The sequence below is a fragment of the Veillonella sp. CHU732 genome, assembly GCF_003992085.1.
Lineage (GTDB): Bacteria > Bacillota > Negativicutes > Veillonellales > Veillonellaceae > F0422.
Genome location: NZ_RQVC01000001.1, coordinates 98,113 through 111,214, shown reverse-complemented (window position 1 = coordinate 111,214; position 13,102 = coordinate 98,113). Strand labels below are relative to the sequence as shown.

Below are 13,102 nucleotides of genomic sequence, written 5' to 3'. Positions count from 1 at the left end.
TTATGGCTGTGAAAGGCAAAAAAGACAAATTTTATTTAGTGAATGAAGTAATCTTACCAGAAGCGATTAAAAAAACAATTAAAGTAAAATCTATTTTACAACTAGGAGAGGCTAAAACAATTAATGAAGCTGTTGAAAAAATGGACTTAAGTCGTTCTGCCTATTATAAATACAAAGATTATGTATTTCCATTTTATGAACTTTCACAAGGTAAAATTGTGTCAATTAACGCACTGATCTCTAATGAGTCTGGTATGTTATCTAATATCTTACGGATTATTGCAGATTATAATGGCAGTGTGTTAACAATTAATCAGAATTTACCGCTACAAGGTGTAGCACATGTGAATATTTCCTTTGAAACGAAGGAATTGACATTACCAGTAGAAGATGTTTTGCACGAAGTACGACAATTAGAGGGTGTTATTAAGGTGGAACTAATTGGTCAAGCCTAGTGCCTAAGGAGATTTAGAATGAAGCAAGGCGTAAAGATTGCCCTCTTGGGTTTTGGTACTGTTGGACAGGGTACAGTTGAACTATTGACTAAAAATTTAGATGTCATACAAAATCGTATTAGTGTACCAGTAATAGTAGATAAAATTTATGTGAGAAATCCAGATAAATATAGTCATGTTGCACTACCTGCAACAGCTACGTTTGTAACAGACTATAAAGAAATTTTACAGGATTCATCTATAGATATTGTAGTCGAAGTAATGGGTGGTACTACCTTTGCCCGCACTTGTATTGAAGAAGCCATTATTGCTGGAAAACATGTGGTGACTGCTAATAAAGATTTATTAGCGGAAGCTGGTCCCTATTTAATGGAGCTAGCTACAAAGCATCATGTGGACTTACGCTTCGAAGCGAGTGTGGCAGGAGCGATTCCAATCATCCGCGCCTTATATGATTCCTTTGGCAGTAATCAAATTACAGAAATTATGGGTATTTTAAATGGTACTACTAACTTTATTTTATCTAAGATGAGTGAAGATGGATTAGGCTATGAAGAAGTCCTAAAAGAAGCACAAGACCTTGGCTATGCAGAAGCAGATCCAACATCGGATGTAGAAGGCTATGATGCTGCACGTAAATTAGCTATCTTAGGGTCTATCGCCTTTAATAAACGTATCTTCTTTGAAGATGTAAGTTGTGAAGGGATTACGCAAATTGATGCTAGTGATATCCAATTTGGTAAAGAGTTTGGCTATACTATTAAGTTATTAGGCATTGCAAGAGAAACGAAAAAAGGTTTGTCTTTAAATGTACATCCTGCCTTTATTGCCAATACACATCCATTAGCCTCTGTACGGGGTTCTTTTAATGCTGTGTTCTTACGTGGCAACGGTTTTGATGAGGCTATGTTCTACGGGCGTGGAGCTGGTAGTTTACCAACAGGCAGTTCTATCGTGAGTGACGTCATGGAAGTAGCTCGTAATGTTGTGCAAGGCAAAACAGGGGAAATGAAGCAGTTCTATTATCCGCAAAAAACAATGTATAGTTCTAGCAAAATTGAATCTGCTTACTACATTCGTATGACAGTGGATAACTCTACAGGTGTATTGGCGAAAGTAGCCACAAAGCTAGCGGAGCAACGCATTTCGGCTCATTCTGTGATCCAGCGCAAAGCAGATAACGATACTGCCACATTAGCCATTATTACGTCTAAATGTCCTCATGCGTATATTCAAAATCTAATTGATTCTTTCAACCACTTACGGGTCGTTAGAGAAGTGGGTAGTGTGATCCGCATCATGGTTGAATAAAGGAGTTTTCATGAAATCTATTACGGTACAAGTACCGGCTACGAGTGCCAATTGCGGTCCAGGATTTGATTGTCTAGGAGTAGCATTAAATTTATATAATGTATTTACTTTTGAACCTGATAAAGAAGCTACATCTAATACATATACTTTTGAAGGTTTTGGTGCTGATTTATTGGAAAAAGAGGATCATAGCCAAAATCTAGTGGGTATTGCTATGGAGCGAGTATTTAAAGAGGTGAATACTACACCTATATACGGACGTATTCATTCTAATACACAAATTCCACCATCAAGAGGTCTTGGCAGTAGTTCTACTGCCATTGTGGGAGGGTTGCTATTAGCCAATGCCTATTTACAAGAACCTTTAAATAAAGATCAATTATTGCTCATTGCCAATGATATGGAAGGGCATCCTGATAATGTAGCGCCGGCTATTATGGGAAATTTAGTCTGTGCTGTTGGTGGGAATGATACAGTATTCCATTCCCATATCGATGTACCAAGTAATTTAACCTTTGCTGTAGTGGTACCAGAAGTGATTGTAGAAACATCGTATGCGCGAAGCGTATTGCCAACGGAGTTAAGCTATAAAGAAGCTGTTGCCAATGTAGGATTTGCCACATTATTTGTAGGATCCATGATACAAAATAGGATGGATAATTTATCTGTAGCATTACAGGATTATCTACATGTACCGTATCGTAAAACCTTGATTCCTTATTGTGATGATGTATTTACTGCAGCTAAGAATCATGGGGCCTATGGGTCTACTATTAGTGGTTCAGGTTCTACCTTAATTGCCTATTGCTCTCCAGAACATGCAGTGACAGTGGCAGATGCTATGAGTTCTGTCTTTATGAATCACGACATTGATTGTCGTCGCTTTGTGCTTCATGCAGACCGTGAAGGTGCTAAAGTTGTGAAAATTAAATATGAGTAGAACACTTCATGATTCTTTTAAACTGTATATGATATAATTAAGTATATATATTCTATAATATATCTAAGTAGGAGGAATACATGAACAATATAAAAACAGCAGCCTTGTTGGCATTATTATCAGGATTATTGATGGTGATCGGTCAAATGGTCGGAGGTCACTCAGGAATGATACTGATGTTTATTATTTCCTTAGGTATCAACTTCTATACCTATTGGAATAGTGCATCTATGGTACTACGTGCGTATGATGCAAAAGAAATTAACGAGCAAAACAATCCTACCATCTTTAATATTGTAAAAAAACTAGTTCATAATGCAGGGTTACCGATGCCAAAGGTGTATATTATTGAATCGGAAGTACCTAATGCATTTGCTACAGGTCGCAACCCAGAACATGCAGCAGTGGCTGTGACAACAGGTATTATGAACTTATTAACAGATGATGAAATTGAAGGTGTACTAGCTCATGAACTCTCTCATGTGAAACATAGAGATACATTAATTAGTACTATTGCAGCCAGTATGGCAGGATTTATTGCTATGGTGGCGAATATGTTACAATGGGCAGCTATTTTTGGAGGCCGTGATGATGAGGAGAATTCTAATCCTTTAGCATTACTTGGCACTATTATTTTAGCCCCATTGGCAGCTAGCTTAATTCAAATGGCTATTTCACGTTCTCGTGAATATTTAGCAGATGAAGAAGGGGCGATGATGAGTCGAAAGCCATTATCCTTAGCATCCGCATTAGCCAAAATTGAGCATTATGCTAAATTTGGTGTGCTTCCTGGTCAAAGCGAAAGCCGCGTATCATCTACAGCACACATGTTTATCATTAATCCTTTAAGTGGAATTTCTTCTACTATGACTCAATTATTTAGCACGCATCCATCTACAGAAAGTCGTATTCAACGTTTGCGTGAGATAGCGAGTCGCATATAAAGGGAGCAATGCATATCTTATGTTACAGAGATCGTAAGGTTTCTAGTTGTTAAGGAGGTATACTATGGCGAAAGTGTACACGAAAACAGGCGATGCAGGTTCTACTGGTTTATATACTGGTGAACGTGTAAGTAAAGCATCTCAACGTGTTTGTACGTATGGAACAATTGACGAGGCACAAGCCTTTCTTGGAGTAGCTCGAGCGTACTCTGACAAAAAGGTAGTACAAGACACATTATTGCAGCTTGAGAAAGAACTATGGATGATTATGGCTGATATCTCTAGTTTGGGACAAGAAGCTACTATTACAGATGAGCACGTGACTAATTTAGAACAGATCATCGACAAATTTGATGAACAATTAGAGCCCCTATCTAAATTTATTTTACCTGGTGATAGCAAAACATCTAGTTTCTTGCACTTAGGTCGTACTATCGTTCGCCGTGCAGAACGAGACCTATGGAAGTTAGGAGAAACAGAAGAGATTCATATGTCGAATCTTCGTTATTTAAATCGTTTATCCGACTTGCTATTTATCTTAGCGCGCGTAGAAGATGAAGTGAAATAGTATACGATATAAAAGGAGGTACTCCATGTTGGGTACCTCCTTTTAGTATCTCTTAGATTATTTCTATCAAATCTTCTTGGATGTGCTATAATACTATGTATGTAGTTACTGTGATTAATGTTGTACTTCTTGTACATCTACAGTTTTGTTTAGCACATCTTCAGGGCTTGGATAGAAGAAATATATCTGATCGATTTCATTTTTAAATTTTTCTCGGATGTGAACGGATAATAAAGTTTCAAACTGAATAATATCTTCCGATTCCATCACAGCGTCTTCTACTAATACAAATAACTGTGGATCTGCTTTTGGTGCATTAGGTGGTAAACGATCTGGTGAAAGTGGAACATTTACGATAATGCGTACAGAGGCTACATAAATTCCATTTTGATCTTTTATGGCTGCACGATAGGTATTTTCCCATAGAGTGGCCATTAATTGGATGTCTAAATTTAATAATTCCATAGTTGTCTCCTTTATAATGAACGTATAGTACATATGATAACTGATAAAGGGCAACTTTGTATAGGTATACTATGAAAAATCGTATCATATTTTGTACAGGTGGTGCCCGTAGTGGCAAAAGTGAGTTTGCAGAAACACTAGCTTTATCTAAAGAAGGACAAAAAGGATATATTGCTACAGGGCAAGCTTATGACGAAGAGATGAAGTATCGTATTCATTTACATCAAGAACGACGGAAAATGATTTGGAACAATTATGAAATTCCTTGTGCCATAAGTAAAGAGATTCAAAACATATTAGATGAATGTTCTGTGGTATTAGTAGATTGCTTAACGATGTGGACTACTAATCTATTATTAGAAAATGGTGAATTTACATCTCAGGAAGATATAAATTGTCGTGAAAGAGCTATACTTTCAGAAGTACAAGCTGTACTTGATGTGATTCGATCCTACAAGGGAAACAATGAAAAGACGGTTATTTTTGTGACCAATGAAATTGGCTTAGGTATTGTTCCAGAAAATAAATTAGCTCGTATTTTTAGAGATATTATGGGACGTGTCAATCGAATGGTAGCAGCAGAGGCTGATGAATCATATATGACAATCAGTGGTATGACGATAGATATAAAAGCATTGGAGGTAAGCAACCATGGCTAAAAAAATTATGTTTCAAGGTACCAGTTCTAATGTAGGTAAAAGTATTTTAGCTACAGCAATGTGTCGCATTTTACATAATAAGGGATATAAAACAGTACCTTTTAAAGCACAAAATATGGCGTTAAATTCCTATGTTACCAAAGCAGGGGATGAAATTGGGCGAGCCCAAGTAGCGCAAGCGGAAGCGGCAGGTCTAGAGCCTATTGTACAAATGAATCCCGTCTTATTAAAACCTACAGGCAATCAGTCCTCTCAAGTTGTGTTAATGGGCAAACCGGTAGGTGTGTATAGCGCTAGAGAATATCATACAAAATACTCCTTAACAGCCTTAGATAAAGTAAAAGAAAGTTTACAATATCTTGATGAAAATTTTGATATGATTGTCATTGAAGGTGCCGGTAGCCCTGCGGAAGTCAATTTAAAAGCTAATGATATTGTAAACATGCGTGTTGCCAAGTTAGCAAAGGCTCCTGTAATGCTTATTGCAGATATTGATCGTGGTGGTGCTATCGCATCTGTAATAGGTACTTTAGAATTATTAGAACCAGATGAAAGAGATCTAGTAAAAGGTATTATCATTAATAAATTCAGAGGTGATGTCACATTATTACAACCTGCATTGGATTTTATTGAAGAAAAAACAGGTAAAAAAGTAGTAGGTGTAGTACCGGCGATAGAAAACCTTGATATTGATGAAGAAGATTCTGTAGCATTAGAAAGTAAATATAGAGGTGTATCTAAGGAGATTACGATTGCGGTCATGCAAACTCCTAAAATTTCTAACTTTACAGACTTTGATGCTCTTGCCTATGAACCAGATGTATCTGTTCGTTTTGTGAAACAAGGGGAGCCAATTGGCCATCCAGATATGGTAATTTTACCAGGCTCTAAAAATACATTAGCTGACTTATCGTACTTGCAGGAGCATGGCTATGATAAAGATATCTATGACTTAGCAAATGCTGGGGTACCTGTATTGGGGATCTGCGGTGGTAATCAAATGCTGGGAGAAATGCTTTATGATCCAGAAGGGATTGAAGGGGATATTCCTGAATTAAAAGGCTTAGGTTTGCTTCCAACAGCTACTACTATGAAAACTGAAAAATTAACACATCAAGTTTGTTTTGATGTAAAGGATTTATCTTTCTTAGGTACTAATTATAGTGGTGAAAATCTTGTAGGCTATGAAATCCATATGGGAGATACACAGCCAGTAGGACCGGGAAAACGTTGTTTCCATATTCAAAAGCGTAGTGATAATAAGGTAGATGTGATCGATGGTTTTGTCACTAGAAATGGTCAAGTGATGGGCACATATATTCACGGCATTTTAGATAATGATGGATTACGTCGCTCAATCTTGAATGCATTGCGTACAAAAAAAGGATTAGAGCCATTAGATATTGTATTCCGCTACTTTGAACATAAAGAATCTGCCTATAATCGATTAGCTAAGATTGTAGAAGAACATTTAGATATGGAATATATTCAATCATTATGGGAGCAAGACTAATGGAATGGTTTATACACCATCTTCAGTATTTTATTCCTTTAGGGGCACTTTTGTTAGATACTTTAGTGGGTGACCCTAGAAGTAAATACCATCCTGTTGTTTTAATTGGTAATTGTATTTCTTTCTATGAACATCTATTGTATAAAAAGAATACTATCGCAAAGAATCAAATACTATTAGGGATATCTACTGTATTACTAGTCTTAATGACTGTGATGCTCATTGTTACAGGGCTCCTATTTATAGGAGGGACCATACATCCAATCGGCTATTTCATAGTATCTTTATTGTGCCTATATATTGCCATTAGCCCTCGCTGTTTGGCAGAGGCAGGCATAGAAATTGCTAATTTGTTAAGAAAACAAGATATATCTGAAGCACGCCGTAAAGTGGGATGGATTGTAGGTCGTAAAACTAGTGAACTTGATGAAAGTGAAATTACTCGAGCTACTATTGAAACAGTAGCGGAAAATACAGTAGATGGCATTATTTCCCCTCTATTTTGGTTTGTCTTATTAGGTCCATGGGGAGCTATTGGATACCGAGCTATTAATACGATGGACTCCATGTTAGGCTATAAAAATGAGCGCTATTTATACTTTGGTCGTTTTGCAGCCCGCTTAGATGATGTAGTTAATTATATTCCTGCACGTATTACTTGTGTTTTATTTGTGATAGCTTCTTTTCTCTGTGGCAAAGATTGGAAACATGCCATCCGTATAGCCACTCGTGATGCGCATAAACATCCTAGTCCTAATGGGGGCTATGCAGAGGCTCCCGTAGCAGGGGCTTTACATATTCGGTTAGGTGGACAAAATGTGTATCATGACAAAGTCACCTTTCGGGCCTATATGGGAGACCCTATAACATCTATGGTAGGGAAACACATTTATCAAACTATATATTTGATGTATACTGTTTCTATCTTGGGTGTTGCGTTAACAATGGTCAGTACATATGTAATTAATCAATGGTAGGTGGAACATGAAAGGATTTTTTGTTGGACTTCAATTTTTAACACGCTTAAAAATTGTAAACCAAACAGAGTGGAAAGTAGAAGACTTTGGCGCATCCGTTACCTATTTTCCTTTAGTAGGACTTGTCATTGGCGCCTTTATGTGGGCTTTGTACGCCTTGGCAAATCCCTATCTTCCTGTGTCACTGTTGATGCTCATCTTAGTAATCTTTGAATTTCTATTTACTGGTGGACTTCATGCAGATGGATTTATGGATACCTGCGATGGCTTATTTTCAGGGCGCGATCGAGAACGTAAATTAGAGATTATGAAAGATAGCCGAGTAGGGAGTAATGGGGTAGTAGGTTTTGTATTTCTAACACTCTTAAAGTGGCAATTACTAGTGAATCTACCGACTGTAGTGGTACCTATAGTTCTGATAAGTATGCCCATATTGAGTCGCTATACGATGGTCATTAGTATTCAAAAGTTTCCCTATGCAAGACCAGAAGGAATCGGTAAATTTTTTGCTGCTAATGCCCCTAAGTATGCCACATCGGTAGCAACGGTATTGGCATTATTACCATTGTTCTTCTATGAATGGTTGTATGCGTATCTATATATCATTGCTTTAACAGTGAATCTTATCATTAACTCCTATGTGACAAAACATTTAGGAGGGACTACAGGGGACACATATGGATTTGTATGTGAATTATCAGAAATTTTTATCATTTTAGGCGCAATTATTGTAAGTGTTATATAAATGAAAGGAGGAAGTAGAGTTGGCATTTTATGTAAGAACGCCAGGCACTTGTGGAGAATTTATTCAAGGCTCCATTAAAGGGCAACGATTTCTAGTAACCTGTCCTATTAATCGGTATTCCTATGCTATTGGTGATGTACAATATCCACTTCCTCTTTCATCGATTTCTTTACAGTCAAAGGCCTATCAAGCTTACATCACGGTATTGGATACATTAGGAATCGATCGATCTACGGCGAAGCCCGTATACTTACATTCCGATATTTTACAAGGCAAAGGATTGGCCTCTAGTAGCGCCGATATTAGTGTAGTCGCTGTGGCTACAGCAAAAAGTCATGGCTACGATCTTTCTATGGAGCAATTGGCATCAATCTGCTTATCAATCGAACCTACAGATGCTCCCTTTTACCCTGGTATTGTTCAGTTCGATTATCTAAATGGTACATGTTGTGAATTATTAGGCACATGTCCCCCCATCCGAATCGTCATGTTTGATGAAGGTGGTACGATTGATACGGTACAATTTAACCATCAGCAAAATTTAGATGTTTTAATTGATGAAAAAGAAGAGTTGATGGTAGAAGCTTTAGCAAAATTTAAAGAAGGTATACATAAGCATAATGTGAAACTTATTGGTGAAGCCTCTACCATTAGTTCTTTCGGCAATCAACGTATTTTGCAAAAGGCAAACTTATATGCATTACATCAAATTGGAGTGGAGTGTAATGCTATAGGAACGATTATTGCCCATAGTGGAACCGTACTGGGCTTGCTATTTCCCCCGGACTCACCAAGTATTGTACACTGCTTGCAACGAGTAAAACAGGAATTGCCAAATCTTACCTTCATAGATATAGTGGAAACTACAAATGAAGGAATTACTTTCATGGAACGATAAAGGAGCTTATGATGGTGAAAACAATGAATGTACATGGTGGCAATGTACATAAAGCGAGCCGACAGTTACGTACTTCTTTAGATCAGATTTTGGATTTTAGTGCCAATATCAACCCCTTGGGAATGAGTGCCAAGGGGATGGATGCTATGAATGAGGCATTTCAACATGTGATACATTATCCAGATCCAGATATGACGAACCTTTTTGCTATCACATCCGAATTGTGGAATATGCCAAAAGAATGCATTGCTTTTGGTAATGGCGCAGCTGAATTAATCTATGCCATATGCCGATTGCCCGAAATAGAAGCTGTGTATGTACCCGCTCCTGGATTTTCAGAGTATAGCCATGGTGCTCATTCATGTGGCCTACCCGTTATAGAATATGAATTACAATTTGATGCGGACGTATTCTCTTTTTCGTATCCGTTGGAACAAATGCTATATGATTTAAGTCAGACCCAAAATTATTTGGTGTTTATTGGTAACCCCAATAATCCTTGTGGAACTTTATGGAAACATCGAAGTGGCGAACTATTTGAAGTTTGTAAGAAAAATGGTCACTATTTAGTATTTGATGAGTCATTTGTTGATTTTTTAGGGGATGACTATTCTATGCGAAACTATGTAAAAGAGTATGACAATGTGATTGTTGTACATTCTTTAACTAAGTTTTACGCAGTTCCTGGTTTACGGATTGGGGCGATGATGGCAAACCCTATGATTATACAATTTATCAAAGATCATATTCCTGCTTGGTCTGTAAACCATATAGCTCAAATATACAGCGAAGAGGCTCTACAAGATATAGATTATGTACAAAAGACTCGTAGAGTACTAAAAACAGAAAAAGAATGGTTATACCATGAACTTACAAAGATAGAACCGTTACGATGTATTGAACCATCTGTGAATTATATTCTTTGTCACCTACATGAGCAGTATTCTTTAGAAGATATGATTCAGCACTTGTATCATCAATCTATATTAATTAGAGACTGCTCTCACTATACTGGGCTAGGCCCCAATTGGTTTCGTATGGCTGTCAAAACAAGAGAGCAAAACGAACAATTATTACAAGCTTTACGAGCATATTTTATATTACAATAGGAGATACTATGATACAAATATACTTTGTTCGCCATGGTGAAACGGATTGGAACCATCTTGGGAAGCACCAAGGGTTCAGCGATATACCTTTAAATGAAAAAGGGATGGCCCAAGCTGTGGATGTTGGGGATGCATTACGAGATGTTCATTTTGATAGAGCTCTCGTTTCCGACCTAGTACGAGCTAGGGTTACGGCTGAAGAAATTCTAAAAGGTCGATATATTCCTACCACTTTTACAGAAGGATTACGAGAAATTAACTTTGGAGACTGGGAAAGCTTAACATATTCTGAAATTAATGAACGCTGGCCTGGCCAAATCGAAGCCATTTATGAAGATCCGTCAGAGAAACCAATTCCTAATGGGGAGACAGTAGAAATGGTGCAGGAACGTGCCTATACTCGTTTATTAGAAGAACTGGCGTGTATGGAGGATGGTGAACGGTTATTGGTGGTTTGTCACGGAGGAACCATCCGCATATTATTATGTGCATTAACAGGTATTCCATTGAACTGTTTATGGCGGTTAGCACAGGGGAATACAGCTGTTAGTGTGGTGGATTTCTGGGGTGACCAATCTCCTTATAATCGTATTTGTATATTAAATGATACATCGCATACTCATGTGAGAGAAGGTGGTTACGGTGAGGATTGATAAATTTTTAGCCCATAAGGCTTTTGGTACAAGAAAAGAAGTACATGATTTAATCAAACAGGGTCTTGTAAAGGTAAATAACACTATTATTAAGAAGAAGGATATTCATATCAATCCTGATATAGATGTGGTTACGGTTCAAGATCAAGTTGTACAAGCACAATTAGAATATTATATTAAATTTCATAAACCAGCTGGATATGTAACAGCTGTAGAAGATTCTACAGATCCTACTATTATGGAGTTACTTCCTGAAGAGTTTCAAACTTTAAAAGTATTTCCTGTGGGACGACTTGATAAAGATACAGAAGGGTTGTTATTATTAACGAATGATGGTCCTTGGGCTCATAAAATTATTCATGGCAAAAAAAATATTGGTAAAACTTACTATGTTGAATATAGTGGCACATTGTCCGAGGAAGGTATTCGTCGCATCCAAGAAGGTATGGTGTTAGGGGATGGGACAGAATGTAAACCAGCACAATTAACTTTACACAACGATGAAAGTGTGATGAATGAGTCGGGTGAACTTATTCACTCCTGTGAGTTGACGATTTACGAAGGAAAATATCATCAAGTGAAACGTATGATCGGTGCCTGTGGTGGGATGGTAACGTACTTACAACGCATTGCTATCGATAGAATTGCCCTTGATTCTATTGAAGAAGTGGGCACATTCATAGATTTAACAGAAGAAGAAAAAGAAATTGTTTAATCGAATCTATTCAATTTGTCATAACTATGCATTATATGGTATCATTAGTTGATGCTTTTTAAGGAGGCGAGACGATGAATGGATTAGTCGCTTTGCAAGCATTCCTAACAGAAGAAACATATGGAGGAGCCATCCTCATTAGTCCTATCAACTTACATTACTTTGCAGGATTTACAGGGACCACTGGAGTGGCATTTGTAACCCCTGACAAAGCCTATATGATAACGGACAGTCGTTATACAGAACAGGCTAAAGAACAATGTGAAGGGTATGAGGTCATCCAATATACGGGGGATGTGTATGATACTATCAAGAGTATACTAGCTTCATACAACATTACGTTAACCACATGTTGCTTTGAAGGAAATTATATGAGTGTCGATGTATTTCAAGAAGTTTGTGATACATTAAACGAAACAGAATTTTTATCCTTTGACTTTGCTAGTCTTCGTATTGTAAAACGCGAAGATGAACTACAATGTTTGCGTCAAGCCTTTCGCATTGCTGATGAATCATTTGTAGCTATGTTGCCACAATTAAAAGTGGGGATGACAGAAAATGACGCTCGAATCATCTTAGAAACTGAAATGTTACAACGTGGTTCTAGAGAGCCATCGTTTACAACTATTGTAGCATCGGGCTATCGTTCTAGTATGCCTCATGGGGTAGCTAGTGATAAAGTGATGGAACGAGGCGATTTTGTTACCTTTGACTTTGGTGCTATGTATAGCGGATATCACTCTGATATGACACGAACCATTGTGTTAGGTAAGGCTAGTGATGAACAAAAGAAACTATATTCTATCGTACTAGAAGCACAAACTCGAGGTGTTGCTTTCATTAAAGAAGGCGTTACCGGCGCTGAAGTGGATGCAGTATGTAGAAATTATATTAAAGAACAAGGTTATGGCTCTAATTTTGGTCATGGTACAGGTCATGGTGTTGGTTTAGATATTCATGAGTTACCAATAGCATCACCTAGATCCAAAGATATATTAACAGAAAATATGGTAGTCACCGTGGAACCAGGTATTTATTTACCAGGACATATGGGATTGCGTATTGAAGATACAGTTATAGTTACTAAGGAGGGCTGTGAAATACTCACAAAAACTCCTAAAGATTTAATAGAACTAGATGTGTAATGGAG

The 13,102-nt window shown here is 37.4% G+C and carries 15 protein-coding genes; 14 read left to right on the top strand and 1 reads right to left on the bottom strand.

All coding sequences use genetic code 11. The features are described 5' to 3' along the window. Positions 1-2: 2 nt before the first annotated feature. The 5 genes from EO121_RS00565 (at position 3) to EO121_RS00545 (ending at position 4,218) form a co-directional block, all read left to right on the top strand. Positions 3-455 carry an ACT domain-containing protein gene (locus tag EO121_RS00565; protein ID WP_062402832.1) on the top strand — a complete coding sequence of 151 codons (453 nt, stop codon included), beginning with the start codon at positions 3-5 and terminating at the stop codon, positions 453-455. 18 nt (positions 456-473) lie between these two features. Beyond that, a complete protein-coding gene (locus EO121_RS00560) occupies positions 474-1,766 on the top strand; it encodes a homoserine dehydrogenase (RefSeq protein ID WP_127165286.1) in 1,293 nt (430 codons plus the stop codon). A 10-nt stretch (positions 1,767-1,776) separates the two neighbouring features. Then, positions 1,777-2,706, top strand: a complete 930-nt coding sequence (gene thrB / locus EO121_RS00555) for a homoserine kinase (protein WP_127165284.1) — start codon at positions 1,777-1,779, stop codon at positions 2,704-2,706. 80 nt (positions 2,707-2,786) lie between these two features. Next, positions 2,787-3,650 (top strand): zinc metalloprotease HtpX, encoded by an 864-nt coding sequence (htpX, locus tag EO121_RS00550; protein ID WP_127165283.1) that lies wholly within the window; start codon positions 2,787-2,789, stop codon positions 3,648-3,650. Between the two features lie 64 nt (positions 3,651-3,714). Further along, positions 3,715-4,218, top strand: coding sequence for a cob(I)yrinic acid a,c-diamide adenosyltransferase (locus tag EO121_RS00545; RefSeq protein ID WP_009353784.1), 504 nt, complete (start codon positions 3,715-3,717; stop codon positions 4,216-4,218). 114 nt (positions 4,219-4,332) lie between these two features. Here EO121_RS00545 and EO121_RS00540 read toward each other — a convergent pair whose 3' ends face one another. Continuing rightward, positions 4,333-4,683 (bottom strand): hypothetical protein, encoded by a 351-nt coding sequence (locus tag EO121_RS00540; protein WP_127165281.1) that lies wholly within the window; start codon positions 4,681-4,683, stop codon positions 4,333-4,335. 71 nt (positions 4,684-4,754) lie between these two features. Here EO121_RS00540 and cobU point away from each other — a divergent pair, with 71 nt between their 5' ends. The 9 genes from cobU (at position 4,755) to EO121_RS00495 (ending at position 13,097) form a co-directional block, all read left to right on the top strand. Beyond that, on the top strand, positions 4,755-5,342 hold the full coding sequence (gene cobU, locus EO121_RS00535) for a bifunctional adenosylcobinamide kinase/adenosylcobinamide-phosphate guanylyltransferase (protein WP_127165279.1): 588 nt from the start codon (positions 4,755-4,757) through the stop codon (positions 5,340-5,342). Beyond that, complete coding sequence (locus EO121_RS00530) at positions 5,335-6,855, top strand: cobyric acid synthase (RefSeq protein WP_127165277.1); 1,521 nt, start codon at positions 5,335-5,337, stop codon at positions 6,853-6,855. Before cobU ends, EO121_RS00530 begins: the two co-directional genes overlap by 8 nt. Continuing rightward, positions 6,855-7,832 (top strand): adenosylcobinamide-phosphate synthase CbiB, encoded by a 978-nt coding sequence (gene cbiB, locus EO121_RS00525; protein ID WP_127165275.1) that lies wholly within the window; start codon positions 6,855-6,857, stop codon positions 7,830-7,832. The genes EO121_RS00530 and cbiB overlap by 1 nt, the downstream gene beginning before the upstream one ends. Positions 7,833-7,839: 7 nt before the next feature. Beyond that, positions 7,840-8,577, top strand: a complete 738-nt coding sequence (cobS, locus tag EO121_RS00520; RefSeq protein ID WP_127165274.1) for an adenosylcobinamide-GDP ribazoletransferase — start codon at positions 7,840-7,842, stop codon at positions 8,575-8,577. 19 nt (positions 8,578-8,596) lie between these two features. Further along, positions 8,597-9,475 (top strand): GHMP kinase, encoded by an 879-nt coding sequence (locus tag EO121_RS00515; protein ID WP_127165272.1) that lies wholly within the window; start codon positions 8,597-8,599, stop codon positions 9,473-9,475. Between the two features lie 11 nt (positions 9,476-9,486). Continuing rightward, on the top strand, positions 9,487-10,584 hold the full coding sequence (gene cobD / locus EO121_RS00510; RefSeq protein WP_164725810.1) for a threonine-phosphate decarboxylase CobD: 1,098 nt from the start codon (positions 9,487-9,489) through the stop codon (positions 10,582-10,584). Positions 10,585-10,592: 8 nt separating this feature from the next. Further along, on the top strand, positions 10,593-11,237 hold the full coding sequence (locus tag EO121_RS00505; protein WP_127165268.1) for a histidine phosphatase family protein: 645 nt from the start codon (positions 10,593-10,595) through the stop codon (positions 11,235-11,237). Beyond that, positions 11,227-11,952 carry a pseudouridine synthase gene (locus EO121_RS00500; RefSeq protein ID WP_127165266.1) on the top strand — a complete coding sequence of 242 codons (726 nt, stop codon included), beginning with the start codon at positions 11,227-11,229 and terminating at the stop codon, positions 11,950-11,952. The genes EO121_RS00505 and EO121_RS00500 overlap by 11 nt, the downstream gene beginning before the upstream one ends. A 74-nt stretch (positions 11,953-12,026) precedes the next feature. After that, complete coding sequence (locus tag EO121_RS00495; protein ID WP_127165264.1) at positions 12,027-13,097, top strand: Xaa-Pro peptidase family protein; 1,071 nt, start codon at positions 12,027-12,029, stop codon at positions 13,095-13,097. Positions 13,098-13,102 lie beyond the last annotated feature (5 nt).

Excerpts from the sequence above, each read along its gene's own strand:
- EO121_RS00565 (WP_062402832.1), top strand. The coding sequence starts at position 3 with ATGGCTGTGAAAGGCAAAAAAGACAAATTTTATTTAGTGAATGAAGTA.
- EO121_RS00560 (WP_127165286.1), top strand. The coding sequence starts at position 474 with ATGAAGCAAGGCGTAAAGATTGCCCTCTTGGGTTTTGGTACTGTTGGA.
- thrB (WP_127165284.1), top strand. The coding sequence starts at position 1,777 with ATGAAATCTATTACGGTACAAGTACCGGCTACGAGTGCCAATTGCGGT.
- htpX (WP_127165283.1), top strand. The coding sequence starts at position 2,787 with ATGAACAATATAAAAACAGCAGCCTTGTTGGCATTATTATCAGGATTA.
- EO121_RS00545 (WP_009353784.1), top strand. The coding sequence starts at position 3,715 with ATGGCGAAAGTGTACACGAAAACAGGCGATGCAGGTTCTACTGGTTTA.
- EO121_RS00540 (WP_127165281.1), bottom strand. The coding sequence starts at position 4,683 with ATGGAATTATTAAATTTAGACATCCAATTAATGGCCACTCTATGGGAA.
- cobU (WP_127165279.1), top strand. The coding sequence starts at position 4,755 with ATGAAAAATCGTATCATATTTTGTACAGGTGGTGCCCGTAGTGGCAAA.
- EO121_RS00530 (WP_127165277.1), top strand. The coding sequence starts at position 5,335 with ATGGCTAAAAAAATTATGTTTCAAGGTACCAGTTCTAATGTAGGTAAA.
- cbiB (WP_127165275.1), top strand. The coding sequence starts at position 6,855 with ATGGAATGGTTTATACACCATCTTCAGTATTTTATTCCTTTAGGGGCA.
- cobS (WP_127165274.1), top strand. The coding sequence starts at position 7,840 with ATGAAAGGATTTTTTGTTGGACTTCAATTTTTAACACGCTTAAAAATT.
- cobD (WP_164725810.1), top strand. The coding sequence starts at position 9,487 with ATGGTGAAAACAATGAATGTACATGGTGGCAATGTACATAAAGCGAGC.
- EO121_RS00505 (WP_127165268.1), top strand. The coding sequence starts at position 10,593 with ATGATACAAATATACTTTGTTCGCCATGGTGAAACGGATTGGAACCAT.
- EO121_RS00495 (WP_127165264.1), top strand. The coding sequence starts at position 12,027 with ATGAATGGATTAGTCGCTTTGCAAGCATTCCTAACAGAAGAAACATAT.